12 protein-coding genes are annotated in these 17,624 nt (G+C 46.9%); 8 read left to right on the forward strand and 4 right to left on the reverse strand.

Annotated elements, in window-relative coordinates; translation table 11 throughout:
• Positions 1 to 102 precede the first annotated feature (102 nt).
• Together BGP75_RS16660 and BGP75_RS16665 are read left to right on the forward strand one after the other, a co-directional pair.
• Complete coding sequence (locus tag BGP75_RS16660; RefSeq protein ID WP_076719957.1) at positions 103 to 603, forward strand: class I SAM-dependent methyltransferase; 501 nt, start codon at positions 103 to 105, stop codon at positions 601 to 603.
• A gap of 198 nt (positions 604 to 801) precedes the next feature.
• Positions 802 to 1,335: a hypothetical protein gene (locus BGP75_RS16665; protein WP_076719958.1), complete on the forward strand. Its 534-nt coding sequence runs from the start codon at positions 802 to 804 to the stop codon at positions 1,333 to 1,335.
• Between the two features lie 41 nt (positions 1,336 to 1,376).
• Here BGP75_RS16665 and BGP75_RS16670 read toward each other — a convergent pair whose 3' ends face one another.
• Positions 1,377 to 2,573, reverse strand: coding sequence for a c-type cytochrome (locus tag BGP75_RS16670; RefSeq protein ID WP_083704879.1), 1,197 nt, complete (start codon positions 2,571 to 2,573; stop codon positions 1,377 to 1,379).
• Between the two features lie 875 nt (positions 2,574 to 3,448).
• Between BGP75_RS16670 and BGP75_RS16680 the strand changes: the two genes are divergently transcribed.
• The 4 genes from BGP75_RS16680 (at position 3,449) to BGP75_RS16695 (ending at position 7,723) form a co-directional block, all read left to right on the forward strand.
• Complete coding sequence (locus tag BGP75_RS16680) at positions 3,449 to 4,741, forward strand: Glu/Leu/Phe/Val dehydrogenase (RefSeq protein WP_076719961.1); 1,293 nt, start codon at positions 3,449 to 3,451, stop codon at positions 4,739 to 4,741.
• A gap of 208 nt (positions 4,742 to 4,949) precedes the next feature.
• Positions 4,950 to 5,753, forward strand: coding sequence for a hypothetical protein (locus BGP75_RS16685; RefSeq protein WP_076719962.1), 804 nt, complete (start codon positions 4,950 to 4,952; stop codon positions 5,751 to 5,753).
• Positions 5,753 to 6,469, forward strand: a complete 717-nt coding sequence (locus BGP75_RS16690) for a pseudouridine synthase (RefSeq protein ID WP_076719963.1) — start codon at positions 5,753 to 5,755, stop codon at positions 6,467 to 6,469. Before BGP75_RS16685 ends, BGP75_RS16690 begins: the two co-directional genes overlap by 1 nt.
• Before the next feature lie 192 nt (positions 6,470 to 6,661).
• Positions 6,662 to 7,723 (forward strand): methyltransferase, encoded by a 1,062-nt coding sequence (locus BGP75_RS16695; RefSeq protein WP_076719964.1) that lies wholly within the window; start codon positions 6,662 to 6,664, stop codon positions 7,721 to 7,723.
• Between the two features lie 38 nt (positions 7,724 to 7,761).
• On the opposite strand, the gene BGP75_RS16700 is transcribed toward BGP75_RS16695, so the two are convergent.
• Positions 7,762 to 10,380: an EAL domain-containing protein gene (locus BGP75_RS16700; RefSeq protein ID WP_076719965.1), complete on the reverse strand. Its 2,619-nt coding sequence runs from the start codon at positions 10,378 to 10,380 to the stop codon at positions 7,762 to 7,764.
• 145 nt (positions 10,381 to 10,525) lie between these two features.
• On the reverse strand, positions 10,526 to 11,008 hold the full coding sequence (locus BGP75_RS16705; protein WP_076719966.1) for an Lrp/AsnC family transcriptional regulator: 483 nt from the start codon (positions 11,006 to 11,008) through the stop codon (positions 10,526 to 10,528).
• 155 nt (positions 11,009 to 11,163) lie between these two features.
• Between BGP75_RS16705 and megL the strand changes: the two genes are divergently transcribed.
• Positions 11,164 to 12,366 (forward strand): methionine gamma-lyase, encoded by a 1,203-nt coding sequence (gene megL, locus BGP75_RS16710; protein WP_076719967.1) that lies wholly within the window; start codon positions 11,164 to 11,166, stop codon positions 12,364 to 12,366.
• A 567-nt stretch (positions 12,367 to 12,933) separates the two neighbouring features.
• Positions 12,934 to 15,957 carry a methyl-accepting chemotaxis protein gene (locus BGP75_RS16715; protein WP_076719968.1) on the forward strand — a complete coding sequence of 1,008 codons (3,024 nt, stop codon included), beginning with the start codon at positions 12,934 to 12,936 and terminating at the stop codon, positions 15,955 to 15,957.
• A gap of 74 nt (positions 15,958 to 16,031) precedes the next feature.
• On the opposite strand, the gene BGP75_RS16720 is transcribed toward BGP75_RS16715, so the two are convergent.
• Positions 16,032 to 17,342 (reverse strand): multiheme c-type cytochrome, encoded by a 1,311-nt coding sequence (locus BGP75_RS16720; RefSeq protein WP_076719969.1) that lies wholly within the window; start codon positions 17,340 to 17,342, stop codon positions 16,032 to 16,034.
• Positions 17,343 to 17,624: the final 282 nt, after the last annotated feature.

Here is a 17,624-nt window from a genome sequence, read left to right on the forward strand (position 1 = left end):
ATTAGGGCTGGTGGGTTGATGCTTTCGCCATAAATTCAATTGTTTTTCCGAGGGAGGTGGAAAGCCTCCCTTCAAATACCCTTTTTTTAGGAGTTCTGTACAATGTCGCGTCTTGATAGTGTAATACGCCGTCTTCAAGCTCAGAAATTATGCCTGAATTATGCGTCTAAAATACTTTCCGGGCGGCTGGTCAAAAACATTGTCATGTTCGAAATAGGGTTGGGAAATGGTCGAACTTACGATCATCTTCTAAATCTTTTCCCTGGCTATGAAATCTATGCTTTCGATAAGCAAATCCAGGCTCATCCTAATTGCATTCCAGATGTCGATCACCGGATTGTCGGTGATATTCGGGATACATTGCCGAGAGCTGTTGCTCGTTTTAAGGGGCAATGTGTGCTTGCGCATATTGATATTGGTAGCGGCGATTCAGATTACAATTGTATGATTGCTGAGTTTTTAGGTAGCTGTCTGAAACCTGTGCTTGCTAAAGATGCGCTGATCATCAGCGATCAACCCCTGAATATTTCTGAATGTGTGTCGCTTAAATTGCCCCCTGGTGTTCAGGATGGGCGATATCATATGCAACACTTTACTCCCTGAGCAATACTCCTTGATTGAGAGCGACAATAGTATTTCCTTTTTTAGGATCATTTTATCTTCATTTGATTCCATCTGTTGGGTAGGCCAGTGGGTGTAGGTTTTTGCATGGAATATTGCTCGGTACGATTATGATTCGAATCATAGGTATTCAGTGTTTAGGTCGCTAGACTGAAGGAACGCTGAATATTTGGAGTTCTTATGAAACGACTACAATTCCTGCTGCTCATTGCAGTATTGTCCTCCCCCAGTTTTGCTACCGAGTACCGCTCTGACTATAGTGGCCAGCAAAATCGTGAAATAAAGAGTTTGTCTATTGATGATATCCAGCAGATTCAGGCAGGAAAAGGCTGGGGATTGGCCAAGGCTGCTGAGCTCAATGGTTATCCTGGTCCTCGGCATGTATTGGACATGGCTGAAGAATTGGGTCTTACCAGCGATCAGCAAGAAACTGTTAAAACTCTTTTTGAGTTGATGCAGACACAGGCTGTTGTTGTCGGCGAACGTTATCTAAAGATAGAGAGACAGATTGATCTGGCATTTAATAATAAGAATATAGATTCCAATTCTTTAAAGAAACTTATCGATAACAGTGCAGAAGCGCTGGCTGAGCTCAGATATGTTCATCTCGAAAAACACCTTGCTGTTATTCGGCAACTATCCCAACATCAGGTTGTTACTTACAACAAACTTAGAGGGTATGACAGCGGAGATGCGCAACACAAACAGCACTGAGCTTATCTGGAAGTCTGTTGTGTGCCGAGCCTACTTTGGGACTATTTTCCCCCTATGCAGGCTCTATCCATATGCTTGGGGCCTTGGCAGCGTTTTTGTGTTTCCCCCCATAGGGATTTCAGGTAGGCAATGGCATCAAGAGCGTCATCTTTGCTCAGGGTTGCTTTCCAAGCGGGCATTTTGGAAGTGCGGGGTGATCCTTCCATAATGGTCTTTAGTAATTGATCGTCTGTGTGGTGCCAGGCATGAGCGGAGCCGTTCAGGGCCGGTGCAAATATATAACCCTTGGTCGTTAATCCCTCAGTGCTGTAGGTTTCGCCCACCCCGGCAATACCGTGGCAGCTTTGGCAATTAGTCTGAAATATTATCTGGCCGTTTTTTTCTTGGACTGTAACAGGTAGTGGTTTTGCTGGAAGCGATTGCCAGTTACGTCCTTGATCTACGCTCTCAAGCAGCGCTCCGTATTGGCTCAAACCAACAAGCCGGTGTCCATCAGCAGTGATCGCAAAATCAAGCAAAACTTGGCTACCAAAGGTGTTGTTAATTTCACGCCATTGCATTTCTTCAGCCTCCTCAGCGACAACCAATCCTTTCCCGACGACGAAGGCAAAAATGCTACCTTTGTTTACCAACACACTGGTGGTTGGGTAGGATAATATCCTTTGCCAGCTATCTCCGTTGTTATCGCTGACGAAAAGGCCTTGTTCACTGGCGGCGAAGAGTTTATTGGGCTTGATATCTGAAGCCGCTAGTTGTAGCAATTTTGGTGGTAACTTCCCTCCTTCTTTCCAGTTGATTCCACCATCTGCACTAACCTGTAAACCATCGTGTACGCCGTAGACGATTTTTGGATCAACGGAGCTGACTGCAAGCTGGTGGAAGTCCACTGGGCCGTTTATTCCTTTGGATATGGATCTAAAAGTCTTTCCTTCATCATCAGAGCGTAGCAACCCTAGATTCCCTCCTTTGGCAGGATGGCCACTGGCGTAAAGTGCGCCTGACACCGGCTCTCGGGACAGACCCATGACATCAAAAGATTCTTTGGATATCTGTTTGGCACTGTTTTGTTCGTAGCTGAACAATCCTATGTGGGCACCAAGAATGAGAGTTTGCTGATTCTCTCCAGCAAATGTGAGGTTATGGATATGCCCTATATTTTCAATAGGCTCAGCCTTGGTCATGAGAGGTGTCAAAGCGAAGGAAAGTAACAGTGATGGTAGTAAGTATTTTGGTTTCATTGGTTCAGGCTCTTTCTAGGTAAAGGACTGCTACGCAGGTGCTTAGTTGCCTTGGCAATCCCATTTAGTTGAATAATGGCAGTCTGGTTAATGTCGGGTATAGGTCTTCGGGGGTCACTTATAACACTGGTCAGAATGTCAGGAATATACTGGCCTGCGGAGTGACATGGAGTCGGGTGGCTAGATCAGAAGAGCACAATTCGATAGGAAAACAGGTGGCAAGCTGAGGATAAATTCCCTGTTGGCACCGGATTTGTACTCCGGAACACTGTAAATCCTTCCTAGACTAGCCTGGAGTATAGATGACCATAGCAGTGAAGGTTCCCAGATAGGTTTTTGATCTCTGGAAGTCGGATCTGACCCGGATAGGGCGACCATCGATCCGCTGCTGCAGCACGCATGCTGTTGCAGGTTGTTGTCTTGATTCTCTTGGTTAATGTCAATCAAATTGTGGGAAAGATGATTGGATATAACCTCTGTGACATTGGCAGAACTTGCTGCCATCACGGTTTGACAGCCAGCAAAGGTCCACATCAGCAGTAATAGCAACGTCAGCGGTGGTACTATTTTTCGGTGCCAGGAGATCAATTCCACACTTTTTAACTATCTACGTTTATCCATGAATAACGAAATATCAATGACCTGAATCCTCCCATATAAATCGGAGGCTGTTCAATAGGTTGAATAGAATAACCTGGCTGAGTGCTTAATCAGGGTCAAGATCAGGTGATTCAGATGGGTACGGCGTCGGCCATTGTGAGAGTTTGTCTGAGTTGGACCCAGGGGCAGCCCATTTTTCATCTATTTCGTAACATCCCTCGGCGCTGGTGGGTCTACAGTTACTCTTAGGAAAGAACAGACGAGGAGTAATGGTAATGAGCAATAGTGATGTTTTCCAGGACGCTCTGAATAGAGTACGGGAAATAGGAGCGGATGCGGATATCAATCCTGAAGTGGTTGAATCCCTGTTATACCCCAAGGCAGTTATTAAAGCGTCCTTGCCGGTACGTATGGATGATGGCTCGACCAAATACTTTACCGGTTATCGTTGTCGTTATAACGATGTGCTTGGACCGACCAAAGGTGGTATTCGCTACCACCCTCAGGTGACCGGGGAGGAGGTTCAGGCGCTAGGGCTTTGGATGACGATTAAATGCGCATTGCTGAGACTGCCTTACGGGGGAGCTAAGGGCGGCGTTATCGTTCAGCCTAAAGAGTTGTCCCCGATGGAGCTGGAACGTCTCTCACGTGCCTATGTCAGGGCGATGGCTGATTTTATTGGTCCGCAGGTGGATATTCCTGCTCCGGATGTCTATACCAACGCCCGGATTATGGGCTGGATGATGGATGAATATGAAGCAATAAAACGGGTCCGTTCCCCTGGTGTAATTACCGGGAAACCTGTCAGTCTTGGCGGAAGCTTGGGTAGAGATGAGGCCACTGGGCGAGGAGCCTATATTTGTATTCGTGAGCTGGCCCTGAAGCAGGACTGGCAGCCAGAAAAGACTCGGATTGCCGTGCAGGGCTTTGGTAATGCTTCTTACCATGTTGCCCGATTGTTACAAAAAGATGGGTTTAAAATCGTTGCAATCAGTGATTCTCAGGGAGGGATATATTCAGACTCAGGTTTTGATATTGAAAGCCTATGGAAGGAGAAGCAATCGTCCCGTCAGGTCAGGGCTGTATATTGTGAGCAATCGGTCTGCCAGCTTGTTGAACATAAAGAGATTACCAATGAGGAATTGTTGGCGCTGGATGTGGATGTGTTGGTCCCAGCAGCGTTGGAAGGCGTGATTACCAACGATAACGTTAAATCTATCCGGGCAAAAAACATTGTTGAAGTGGCCAATGGTCCGATTCAAACTGAAGCTGAGGCTGAGTTGGAAAAGCAGGGAGTGTCTATCTTGCCCGATGTTTTGGTTAACGCCGGTGGTGTGACGGTCAGTTATTTCGAGTGGGTACAGAATAGGGGCGGTTATCCCTGGGATCTGGAGGAAGTTCGTAGCAAGCTGGAAGTCCAGATGACCAGGGCTTTTGAGCAGGTCTGGAAATTGGCAACCACTGAAAACCGCACATTTAGGAACGCAGCCTATACAGTGGCTCTGCGGCGTATCGGTGAGGCCGTCACCTCCCACGGTACACGTGAGTATTTTCGAGAAGACGAATAATTAAGCGATTCCATCGAATTCAGATAATAGCTGTTATGATAGGCGACTTTTTACTCTGAAAACTACGTTCGGATTTATTTAACGGTCTCTGATGTGATTGCGGTTTGTCAGGGGGGCGCGAATAAATCCATTATATTCTCAGGGAATCTAAGGTGCTTGTCTGTATGCTCCTTAGATAAGTCGATAGTTATTTGAAGATGGATTTGCTGTGCTTGAAACGCTGTTTTTCTGGAAAATTTTGGTGTCTATCGGTGCTGTTGTCGGCCTGTCGCTTGTTGCAGAGCATGTCAGCCCAAAAGTTGCCGGGATTCTATCCGGTTATCCTTTGGGTTCTGCTATCGCTCTATTTTTTATCGGTTTAGAGCAAAGCCCTGAATTTGCCGCTACGGCGGCCGTACATACCTTGGCCGGATTTACTGCCAGTCTTGTGTTAGCCTGGGGATACTATGTGGCTGCCAAAACGCTGACGCGAGCTCATTTGGCTGCTGGTGCTATTACCGGGATTGTCGGGTTTATGCTGGCATCGGCTTTCTTGAAGCAGCTTTCTCCTGGGTTATTAGGGGGGACGCTCATTACGGTTGCCGCAATCTTTCTGTTCTCCCGGTTATTCAGGCAGATCGAGAATCTGGCCATCAAACAGAAGGTTCAATTCACCCGTGGGGTATTGTTGTTTCGAGCCGGAATGGCGGCGATGACTATTTTGCTGATAACAGCCAGTGCTGATTGGTTTGGACCGGTCTGGGCTGGCTTGTTTTCTGCTTTTCCCATTACTTTCTTCCCCTTCATGCTTATTCTCCACATGACTTACGGTAAGTCTTTGGTGTTTACCGTTATTAAAAATTACCCGTTGGGGCTGGGGGCATTAATGTGTTATGCCCTGACGGTTTCACAAACTTATGCAATCATAGGTGTTGTTTGGGGAACTATCGTGGCTTTTGGGGTCGCTACGGGTTATCTGATATTGCTTTCATTTATGTTGAATCGTAAACAACGAATCGGGGCGAAGCTGTAATGCGATTAGATGGTTTTGTGGCCAAGGCAACAGGATTGACACGCTCCCAGGCGCGCAAGGCCATTAAAAGTGGTGATATCTGCCTTGATGGTGTCGTTACTAAAAAAGCGGCAATCAGCGTCGCTGATAATCAACAGGTGACTTTGGATGGACGGTCATTGTCACTACCAGAGTTTCAGTACTTAATGCTACATAAGCCGAAAGGGACGGTTTGTGCCACCGAGGATGCGGAGCACCCGACCGTTATTGACCTGTTGCCCGATGAGGTCTTGGCCAACCCTAAGGGAGAGCTGCACCCTGCTGGTCGTCTCGATAGGGATACAACGGGGCTGGTCCTGATCAGCGATAATGGACACTGGACTCATAATGTCACTTCTCCCCGTAAAAAGTGTAGAAAGCGTTATCGGGTCACATTAGCTGAGGCCGTTTCTGATGATGCAGTTGAGGATCTTTGCCGACGTTTCCAGCAAGGTGTGATGTTAAAAGGAGAGGACCGGCCTACATTGCCGGCGGTGTTAAGGATAGAAACGCCCAATCAGGCTACGGTGGAAATCAGTGAGGGAAGGTATCATCAGGTGAAGCGGATGTTCGCTGCAGTGGGTAACCACGTAGAAGAATTACACCGGGAGCGAATTGGCCTGATAACACTGGATAAAACCCTGGAGCCTGGTGAGTACCGGGAATTGACCCCAGAGGAGATAGAAGCATTCTGTTAACCGACCTGGTTATTGCCATAGGGTGGTGTCTTCACAGAGTTATGGCCATCGGGCATTTTCATAGAACATCTGATGGCAGCACGAGACAATCCTGAACGACAGTTTTAACCCGAAAACTTCAGCCCGGTAGTGACTAAACGCAATTAACTGATTAGCTGCCTGTCGATTAAAAAATTTTAGTGTGGAACCCTTATGAGCTCTGTCGAAGAGATTTTATACCAACAATTGCAACAGTATCTGCTCGACCACCGAGGGGATGGTCTTTGGGTACTGGATGAAAACCTGGCCAGCTTTGCACCTTCATCACCGATGCCTGCTCTGTCGCTGCTAACCAATCGCTTTGATATTTATGTAGAAATGAACAGTAACAACTGGGCCGTTGAGTACAGTGATTTTGATTTCAGTCCCTGGGCCGATAAGTCGCTGGATCGAATCTACTATCGTGTTTCCAAGGAGAAACCGGTGGTTCACCATATTATTAACCAAGCCGTTCGTTGCCTGAAGGAAGAAGGGCAGCTGATACTGCTGGGAGCCAAAAATGAGGGTGCGAAAACCTACTTTGACAAGGCTCGTAAGTTATTCGGCGAAGGTGAGCTGATAAAAGCGGGTAAGGGGGCTTTCGTTGGTATTGTAACGTCTTCCGGGGGAGCGCAAGACGAGCTATTGGACGATAAGGATTATGATCAAAAACGCAGCATTGCTGAGTTTGAAGACCAGCCTCTGATAAGTAAACCAGGCGTTTTTGGCTGGGACAAAATTGATTTGGGAAGTGCCTATCTGGCGAATAATCTGGACTCGGTTTATGGCCGCTTAGCCAATCCTCAGCCGAGAGTACTGGATTTGGGATGCGGTTATGGTTACCTGTCTCTTCGAACCTGGACGCAGGGTGCCAGCGAAATCATTGCTACAGATAACAATGCCGCGGCGGTGATCTCATGCCGGGAGAATTTCCAGCAATGGTCAGTAAATGGGGATGTCGTAGCGGATAATTGTGGTCTTAATCTTGAGGGTAGATTTGATCTGGTGGTTTGTAATCCTCCATTTCATCAGGGGTTTTCTGTGGACGGCGGGTTGACCGATCGTTTTTTGCACAGCGCATCTAAACGTTTGGCCGTCGATGGCCAGGCGGCTTTTGTTGTGAACCGCTTTATTCCTTTAGAGCGTAAAGCCAAAGGCGTTTTTGCTGAGATTGAAACTTTTGCTGATAACGGCAGTTTTAAGTTAGTGAGATTGGCTAAGCCTATTGGCAGGTAAGGCTGCGGAGCATTCGGGGGGATCAGCGGTATCAGGTCTTAACAGGAAGGTTTATCCTGCTGCTTCAGTGCTTTCAGGGACTGATTCCGGCAATTGGCCAACAGCTCTTTAAGATCCTCCGGGTTTTGAGGTTTGCCAAACAGGTGACCCTGCAGTAAATCACAAGACATGGTACTTAATAATTCAACCTGTTCCAGGCTTTCTACGCCTTCCGCTACAACTCTCAGGCCCAGGCCCTGTCCCATACGAATAGCGGCTGAAACCAGTGCTCTGTCATCAGGATCATCGATGATGTCACGAATAAAACTACGATCTATCTTAAGAATATGGAAAGGGTATTTTTTCAGGTAACTTAAGGAAGAATAGCCGGTACCAAAGTCATCCATGGCTAACCTGATACCCTGTTTGTCTAACTCGGCTAACAGTTGCCGGGCTTCGGGAGGGTTGCGGATAAGGAGCCCTTCGGTCATTTCCAGAGTCAACTTAGCCGCTGGAAAATGAGTTCGTTTCAGGCAGTTGCGTATAGTGGTTAACAATCGGTTTCCCCTGAACTGTCGGGGGGATACGTTAACGGAGAGACTCAGATGACTGAATCCGCTGTCCTGCCAGGCTTTAACCTGCCTGCAGGCTGTTTCAATAACCCATTCGCCGATGGGTTCAATCAATCCGGTCTGCTCTGCGATATCAATGAAACGATCCGGCATCACCAGCCCGAATTTATTGCTGTGCCAACGTAGCAAGGCTTCTACACTCACCGGCTTGCGGCTATTGGCATCGACAATAACCTGATACTGAACCTGCATTTCATTATTATTCAGAGCATGACGAAGCTCACTTTCCAGCTCCAGTTTTTCCCGCATCTTCTCCTGAATTGACCGATTAAAATAGTGATAGGTATTACGGCCGTCTTCCTTCGCCTGATACATTGCCAGATCTGCATTTCTGAGCAGCATAGAGGTGGTTTCCCCATCATCGGGGAATAGTGCCAATCCAATACTGGGTGTCACAACCTGCTCACTGCCGCCGATAGAGAATGCACTACTGAAGGTTTTTAGAATATTGTTAATGATAGGATCAACATCCGAGCGATCTGTCAGGCCTCCTGCTATTATCAGGAATTCATCGCCTCCCAGACGGGCCACCGTATCTTCCTGTCGCACGGAATGAGTGAGTCGCTTTGCGGCCTGGATCAGTAGCTGATCACCTACCTCATGACCAAGGTTATCGTTTATCCGTTTGAAGTTATCCAGGTCAATAAACATCAAAATGACCTTGTTGTCATTGCGTTGGGCCTGTGCGATGGTGTGGCTGAGCCGATCCATGGCCAGGGTTCGGTTTGGTAGATCTGTCAGAGAGTCAAACTGAGCCTGGTGGAGTATCTTCTGTTCTTGCTGACGACGTTCGGTAATATCCTGTTTGATGGCAAGAAAATGAGTTATCTGATTCTCTTCATTGTATACCGGTGAAATATGGGTGTATTCCCAATACAAGGAACCGTCTTTCCGACGATTATAGAGTTCCCCTTCCCATTCGTTGCCACTTAGTATAGCTGTCCACAGTTTTTTGAAGATTGCACTGGGGGTTTCCCCCGAACTCAGGAGACGGGGGTTTCGTCCCAGTACTTCGTTTTCACGAAAGCCACTGATCGCGGTAAAAGCTTCGTTAACGTATTCAATATCGCCGTTTGAATCGGTGATGACGATACTGACAGGGCTTTGTCTGACTGCCTGAGATAATATTCTCAGACTGTCCTGAACTTTTTTCCTTTGTTCAACTTCCTGAGTCAGGTGTTCTGCGGAGTTATAGAGTTCAAGTGTCCGCTCATGGACTCGTTGCTCAAGAAAATCCCGCGCCTGATTGAGTGCTGTTTCTCGGTTTTTTATCTGTTGCTTCATGGTGTTAAAAGCAACGGCTAAGTCTGTTAGCTCGTCATCTCCAGATATTTCTATGGTTTGATCCATTTCCCCATCTGCAATACGTCTTGAGGCGTCCCGCAGGTCTCTGACTCTTCTTGAAAGAGAGCGAGCGAACAGAAAAATGGATACTGAACCAATAACGACTGCGGCAATGGCCGTCATCACGAATAGCCGGTGACGTCTTTCGAGCGCCTGAATCGCCAGGTTGTTGGCTTTGTGGGAGGACGCATCAATCGATTCAGCCATTGTCTGTAATGTTCGGCTGATATTGACAAAACGAGTGGAGGATTCGTGCGTGCTGATACGCCGGGCTTCTACCATGTTCATGCTTTTAGCCTGTTTGGTCACCTCCAGCAGATTGGTTTTCAGTTGATTCCAGTTCAACATAAGGGCTTGAGTTTGAAGGGGGTATAGTGCCTTCATTTCAATTTCGAACTTCTCCAGGTTGCGGGTAAAAGAGCCCATCTCTGAATGTATAAGGTCAATTTCTGATACCACCGCAAAGTATCCTTCTACGCGTGGAAGGTTAATCTCTTTAAGTTGCAGGCGGTTGATCTGAGATTGAAGTCGGTTAACCTTAGCCAGGGGTTGAACTTCGGTATGGAAAATCTGAGTTAACTGAAAAGAGGCCTCCTGAATTATGCGACTACCAATAAAGATCAAGGTCACCAGCAGCAGTGCCATCAGTCCGAAGCCTGCGAATAGTTTGTTTTGGAAGGTAAAACGTCGAGTACCGTTCACTGGCTCATATTCCTGATGGAAATTCTTATGCTGGTTAGGTTCCCCTAAGCATAGACGAGGCCAATTGAGGATGAGAACTCTCAGATCGGAGCTTGCCAGGGAATTGGAACCCATCGGTTCTTTTATCTACGCTTGTTGTGATTGTTTATCTTATATGGGTCAGCGGCAGTTCAGTTCGCTGAACAACCTGGCGTAGAACAAAACTGGTCTTAATACTACGGACACCCTCAATTTTGTTGAGTTTGTTCAGTAGAAAATTCTGATAGTAAGCCATGTCTGGCATCAGTACTTTTAACAGGTAGTCGGCATCGCTACCGGTGACCAGAGCACATTCGACGACTTCTGGATAGCTTCCGACTACGTCATCAAAATTTTCCAATCGCTCTGGTGATTGATTATCCAGGCAAACATGCACGTAGATGGCTATTGGCAACCCCAGTGCCTGTTGATCCAATAAAGTGACCTGACGACTGATTATGCCTGAGTCCTGAAGCTGTTTGACCCGGCGGGAACAGGGTGAAGGGGATAGCCCGATGCGTTCTGCCAGCTCCAGGTTGCTGATGCCGCCGTCAGCCTGAATTTCCTCAAGAATACGACGATCAATACGATCCAACTTTTTTGTTGGCATAATTCACTCTTATATTGGTAAGAATTGAGACAACTGTGCCAATATTCTGAAATATGCTGGTTTACAAAGCAAGACTTCACCCGTTTTTACTGGTTAATCTGATGCCTATCAGTTCCGAAGCATTCAAACATTGAAACCTAAAAGCGGGAATTACCATGCCACAGAATAACAAACTGGCCTTCGCTACACGTTCTATCCATGTAGGATATGATTCCAAAGACTGTGAAGGCTCTCTTAATCCGCCGATTTATATGACTTCAACATTTTCCTTTGACTCTGCCGAGCAGGGTGGAGCCCGTTTTGCCGGGGAGCAGCCCGGTCATTTTTACAGTCGTATTTCTAACCCGACCCAGGCAATACTGGAAACCCGTCTGGCTGATTTGGAAGAGGGAGAAGCCGCGTTGGCCTGCGCTTCTGGAATGGGGGCAATTACGGCGACACTCTGGACCCTGGTTGCGCCCGGTGACAAAGTGCTGGTCGATAAAACCGTTTACGGGTGCACATTTGCTTACATGGAACATGGACTGAAAAAGTTTGGTGTGGAGGTCAGTTACGTAGACTGTACTGATCTGGATGCTGTTAAAGCGGCAATCACTGCAGACACCAAGGTGCTTTATTTTGAAACACCTGTGAACCCCAATATGCGGATTATGGACATTGCCGGTCTCAGCGCATTGGTGAAAGATGTCAATCCTGAAATAAAGGTGATAGTGGATAACACCTACTGCACACCTGCGTTGCAACGTCCGCTGACCTTAGGAGCTGATCTGGTTGTCCATTCTGCGACAAAATATCTGGGAGGGCATGGTGATTTGATCGCGGGCGCGGTGATCGGAGATGCAACCACTCTGGAACAGATTCGTCTGGTTGGACTAAAAGATATGACCGGTGCAGTGATATCCCCAATGACCGCATTTCTTATTCTGCGAGGGTTGAAGACTCTGGACTTGCGTATGGAGCGTCATTGCAGCAATGCGCAACAGGTTGCTGAAATGCTGGAAAGTCATCCCGCTGTTGAACAGGTCTTTTTTCCGGGACTTAAAAGTGACCCCTATCATCAGTTAGCCAGCCAACAAATGAGCCGGTTTGGCGGCATGATTGCTCTGGAGCTTAAAGGGGGTATGGATGCCGGTATCAAAATGCTTAATAAACTGAAATTAATCAAGCTGGCAGTCAGCTTAGGGGACGCTGAAACCCTGTGTGAACACCCTGCCAGCATGACGCATTCTGCATATACTCCCGAGGAACGCGCAAGACATGGGATTACCGAGGGACTGGTACGTATATCGATCGGATTGGAAGCAGCAGAAGACATCATAGCTGATTTGGAACAATCCTTGTCCGCTGCAACCGCATAACCTGATGGGGTCACTGTTTTCATTAGTAAGAAACACTATTGATCCGTAGCGCGAAATTTCGGGGCAGTGATGTCAATTCACTGCTCTTTTTTTGGATTGTTGCTCGGAATTAATGTGATCTCACCCTTCAGGGCTTTGAAACAAAGCAATCCAATATTTGCGTAATGTGTTGCGGCAGACAATCCCTATACCTGTAATCGTTGTCTTGGCCTCCAATCGCTCTGAAAGCCTGAGGTCGAACGGATTTGTTCATAAGCTCCTTAAGTTGATGAAGGTCTATTTAGATCAAAATCTGACTGTCAGACTGGTTATGTCTTTGGATAGACTACTAAAAATAACAGATATTTAGACCAGACCTACCGTTCCAGAAAAGCGAACTATACTCTCTAATATATTGGTATCTTTTCAGTTGGAGTCTCTCGCTTCAGCAGTCTCCCGAGATGGATTTTCAGGTAAGCGTTAGGCTGGTTTTTTATCGCTCTTCCAGTCCAGGTTGCCATATTCGGTTGGTGTAATTAGCAGCTTTGTTTCTGGAATGCTTGAATTCGAACCACCGGAGTTTTCCATATGTTTAATTTGTTCCAAAATCTCAAATTAGCTCAGAAACTATTGGCCTGTTTTCTTATTTTGGGGGTTTTACCAGCTGTTATCGTGGGTCTTCTCAGTAGTCGACAAGCCAGTGAGGGCCTGGAAACACTGGCATTTCAACAATTGGAGTCAATTCGAGAAATAAAAAAGGCACAGTTAAAGAGCTATTTTTCCGATCGAAAATCGGATATGGATTCAATTCTGGAGACGTCTGGTACCTTACGTCGTCTGGAACTTGCTCGTTTAGAAGCTGTTCGTGAAGTAAAGCAGGAGGCTGTTGAGCGATATCTGGAGACCGTTGAACGGCAGGTTCGTACGTTTTCTGAGGATCGTATGATTGTCGAAGCGATGAACAATTTTAAGGGGCGTTTTAACAGCTTCATAGAATATAACGATATTGATGAGGTAGCGCTTGGGGAGCAGAAAAAGGCTCTTTTTCAGTACTACGACAAGGATTTTCGTAACAGCTACCTCGACGCCAATGGAGGTAATCAACCAGCGGATCTAAAGCAGATTTTTGAACAGCTGGATGATGAAGCCATTGCTCTTCAGTATCAGTATATTATCAATAATCCAAACCCCTTGGGATCGAAGCATTTGATGGATAAAGGGGATGATATCTCTTCCTACTCTCGAACTCACGGTTATGTTCATCCTAGTATTCGTCACTATCTGGAGCAATTTGGCTATTACGATATTTTCCTGGTGGATCATGAAAGCGGAGATATTGTTTATTCGGTATTTAAAGAACTGGATTACGCGACCTCATTAATTGATGGTCCTTATGCAAAGACCAATTTTGCTGATGTTTTTCGTCAGGCGGCGGCCAGCAACGAGCCGAATAAAGTCTTTTTTACAGACTTTAAAAGTTACTTTCCTTCCTATGAAGCCCCCGCTGGATTTGTCGCCTCTCCCGTCTTTGATGGTGATCAAAAAATTGGAGTCGCAATTTTCCAATTCCCTATTGATCGACTCAATGCCATTGTTGCCCAGCGCACGGGCATGGGGCAGACCGGCGAGACCTATTTGGTCGGAGAAGATAACCTGATGCGTTCAGATAGTTATCTCGATCCGGAAAGTCGAAGTGTGGGGAATTCCTTTCGCCACCCAGAGGCAGGAAAGGTCTCCAGTTCGGCAGTCATTGCAGCGTTAAAAGGAGAATCCGGGCATGGCGTAGTACACAATTACCTTGATCGATCTGTGTTGTCAGCCTGGTCTCCATTACGCTTTGGAAATTTTAATTGGGCAATGATTGCTGAAATCGATATTACTGAAGCCATGAGCCCCGTTAACCATGCCGGAGAGGAGTACTATGACCACTACGTAAAGAAAACGGGCTATTACGATTTATTTTTGATTAACCCCGATGGCTATATTTTTTACACGGCAGCTAAAGAGTCTGATTACCATACTAATATCCTTACGGGTAAATATAGCAGTAGTAATCTGGCCAAACTGGTCGCAGAGGTTATGCAAACCAAGCAGTTTGGTTTTGCTGATTTCTCGCCCTATGCACCAAGCAATGATGAACCTGCAGCTTTTGTTGCCCAACCCCTGATTGTCGATGGGCAGGTCGAGATGGTCGTTGCTTTGCAGCTACCCCTTGAAGGTATTAACAATATTATGGGGATTCGGGAAGGGATGGGTAACACCGGTGAGTCTTATCTGGTGGGGACCGATAAGCTAATGCGTTCTGACTCTTATCTTGATCCTGAAGGGCGCACCGTCAAGGCTTCGTTCGCCGGTTCAGTGGCAGATAACGGGGTTGATACTGCTGCGGTTAGGGAAGCGCTGGCAGGAAAAACAGATACTCGAATTATAACGGACTACAATGGGCATTCCGTATTATCAGCCTATACTCCTGTGGATCTGGAGGGGAAAACCTGGGCGCTACTAGCTGAAATTGATGAGACTGAAGCTTTTGAAAAAGTGAATGCACTCCAGTGGGGAATTGTTTGGGTCATTGTTCCGAGTATTTTGATCATCATCGTCATTGGCTTGTTCTTGGCGCGACGTATCAGTGCTCCTTTATCCCAAGCCTCCGTGGTTGCAACGCAGGTTTCAGAAGGAGATCTGACCGCTGATATCGAGGTAACATCCAGTGATGAAGTGGGTGATTTGCAGGAGGCTCTAAAAAAGATGAGCGAGGGGCTGAGGTCGATGGTTACACGTATTCGCCATTCTTCAGACCAGCAAGCTGCAGCAGCTGAAGAGCTTTCGGCGATAACTGATGAGACGCTACAACATGTTCGTCGACAACATCAGAGTACCGATCAGGTCGCTACGGCAATTAATGAAATGGGTATGACCGTTCAGGAGGTTTCTCGAAGTACCAGTGCGGCCGCTGAAGCGGCAACCGCTGCGCAAACTCAGGTTGAAGAAGGTAATGTTCAGGTAAATAAAGCCATTGAGTCAGTTCACCTGTTTTCAAAGGAAGTGGAAACCATGTCCTCGACATTAAAAGAAGTGGCCACCAGCGCTGATAATATCGGCGGTATTGTTGATGTGATCAATGGTATTGCCGATCAGACCAACTTACTTGCGCTGAATGCTGCTATCGAAGCTGCACGGGCGGGGGACCAAGGCCGCGGCTTTGCTGTGGTAGCGGATGAAGTTCGTTCTCTGGCTCAGAGTACTCAGATGTCTACTAAACAGATTGCCGATATGATTGCTCAGTTGCAGCAGGGGGCTCAGGCTTCAACGGCTTCCATGCAACGGGGTCAAGGGCAGTTGGAACAGGTGGTCACTCAGGCCGAACTTACTGGTGAAGCCTTGGCCAGAATTCAGCAATCGATCCTCAGCATTACGGATATGAGTACTCAGATTGCCAGTGCAGCAGAGGAGCAAAGTGCTGTTGCAGAAGATATCAATAAGAATGTTACGGATATTTCCGAGCTATCGGCCAGTACCGAATCCAGTACTCAACAGATAACCAACGCCAGTGAAGAACTGGCGCGGTTGGCGGCTGAACTTCAATCTGAAGTCCAGCGCTTTAAGATATAAGCACTGTCGCTTATCCGTAGGTATGGATGTGACAGGGAATCGGCTATGCAGTTTCGACTCAGCTGATCGATTCCTTAATCTGTGGCCGAAGGTTCTTTACTATGAAGAATTTTCGGCCAGTAATTGGTGACATCAAACTTAGGGCTGTGCTCCGGAACATGGCACTGGGTGCAGATTTGTTCTTTGGCCAGGCCGTGGTTCGGGGTCAGCGTTTGACCTGCGCTTTTAACGTGTTCCTGCCCCTGGCCATGGCAGTTTTCGCATTGAACGCCCGCCAGTTGGCTGCTGAGTTCTATAGACAAGAAGCCTCCGGGCTTTTTATAGCCAACGACATGGCAGCTTACGCAGTGCGGGTCGTAGGCCTTACCCACTTCTTCCAGATCTTCGAATGCTTTTGCATGTTCACTGTCCTGCCAACGGTCATGACTACTTTGGTGGCAGGTTGCACAGACCTGTTCTCCCACGTAGGGCGTTTCACCTTTACTCAGTTCTTGTTGTAGCTTCATTTCTTCTTCAAAGGCTACCTTGAGAGCCTCATTATAATCGTCATACCAACTTAACAAGCGAGGGGCATCCGGGACCGTTGCGGATAGTTCAATGACCTGGTGAGACCAGTCCGACAGATCGCCCTGGGCGTTGATGTTAAGTGCCAGTTGACCCAAACGCTGGCCACGAGAGCCAGGCTGGAGAATCAGGGTCCCATCTGTAAACTGAGGGACTCCAAACTGCTCGTAGGCTGACTTGATCAGCAGTATATCGACGACATTCAGGTTCAGTTGCTGTTTAATCTCTTCAAGGGGTAAGGTCGTTGCCAAAATTGTCAGTTGTCCGGCCTTGTTTGCCTTTGCCAGCTCAGCCTCTAAGGCTTTTATATCGGTACTGATTGGTGACAGCCCTGGCATGGACTTATAGGGAGATTCTTCAGGATTTAACCACTGGGTAAAAAACAGTGTGTTTTGACCTCGTTTAATAGTCTGGCTTCGGGGTAATTGATCTGAACTCCAGTTACTGGCAGTAAATGGCAAATCGACCTGATTTAAGAAGTCGACTCCCAGTGTTAAATCAGCCCACTGTACACCAATGGCATCATAGTTCAGTTGCGCAAGACCGGTCAGAATGTAGTTATTTTTTATTTTGTCGCCGGCAAGTTCTTTGGAGAACAAACCGCCGGAAGAAATCAGAACCATAGTGTCAGGAGTATTTTCTCTGACGGTGTCGATATAATAGGCTCTGCGCAAGATTCCGCCAAAATCAGTATCCAATGTGCAACCACAGGGTTCCAGCTCTCCGTCCAGGTTACCGGAATAGATCAGCGTCAGAGGTGCTGCCTGAGTGGTTGTTGCCAGAAACAGGAGGTAAAACAATACAATAAAAGGGCTGCGCATAGCTTTGTCCTTGAACGGAAATCTCGTCTTTTGAGAAAGTAAAGGAGTCGAAAATTGCTGATAAGTTCCGGTAATCACTTGGTTCTCTAAAGAAATTTTTTAAAGAAAACAGCTACAGAGGGCTCCTGCTGAGCTTTTCCAGTATATTTGGTATTTTTGAGTAACTGCAAAAACAGGGAGGGTAAACGAATTTGGAGGAAACACAAGTTGAGGTCAACTGTCACAGATTTAATGCCAGAATGATAAGGCGTTTATTGAACTAATAGTTTAAGGTTGCGCTTG

The sequence above is a fragment of the Motiliproteus sp. MSK22-1 genome (assembly GCF_001968815.1).
GTDB lineage: Bacteria > Pseudomonadota > Gammaproteobacteria > Pseudomonadales > Balneatricaceae > Motiliproteus.

What these genes read in the sequence shown, in the direction of transcription:
- BGP75_RS16660 (WP_076719957.1), top strand. Translation starts at nt 103, where the DNA reads ATGTCGCGTCTTGATAGTGTAATACGCCGTCTTCAAGCTCAGAAATTA.
- BGP75_RS16665 (WP_076719958.1), top strand. Translation starts at nt 802, where the DNA reads ATGAAACGACTACAATTCCTGCTGCTCATTGCAGTATTGTCCTCCCCC.
- BGP75_RS16670 (WP_083704879.1), bottom strand. Translation starts at nt 2,573, where the DNA reads ATGAAACCAAAATACTTACTACCATCACTGTTACTTTCCTTCGCTTTG.
- BGP75_RS16680 (WP_076719961.1), top strand. Translation starts at nt 3,449, where the DNA reads ATGAGCAATAGTGATGTTTTCCAGGACGCTCTGAATAGAGTACGGGAA.
- BGP75_RS16690 (WP_076719963.1), top strand. Translation starts at nt 5,753, where the DNA reads ATGCGATTAGATGGTTTTGTGGCCAAGGCAACAGGATTGACACGCTCC.
- BGP75_RS16695 (WP_076719964.1), top strand. Translation starts at nt 6,662, where the DNA reads ATGAGCTCTGTCGAAGAGATTTTATACCAACAATTGCAACAGTATCTG.
- BGP75_RS16705 (WP_076719966.1), bottom strand. Translation starts at nt 11,008, where the DNA reads ATGCCAACAAAAAAGTTGGATCGTATTGATCGTCGTATTCTTGAGGAA.
- megL (WP_076719967.1), top strand. Translation starts at nt 11,164, where the DNA reads ATGCCACAGAATAACAAACTGGCCTTCGCTACACGTTCTATCCATGTA.
- BGP75_RS16715 (WP_076719968.1), top strand. Translation starts at nt 12,934, where the DNA reads ATGTTTAATTTGTTCCAAAATCTCAAATTAGCTCAGAAACTATTGGCC.
- BGP75_RS16720 (WP_076719969.1), bottom strand. Translation starts at nt 17,342, where the DNA reads ATGCGCAGCCCTTTTATTGTATTGTTTTACCTCCTGTTTCTGGCAACA.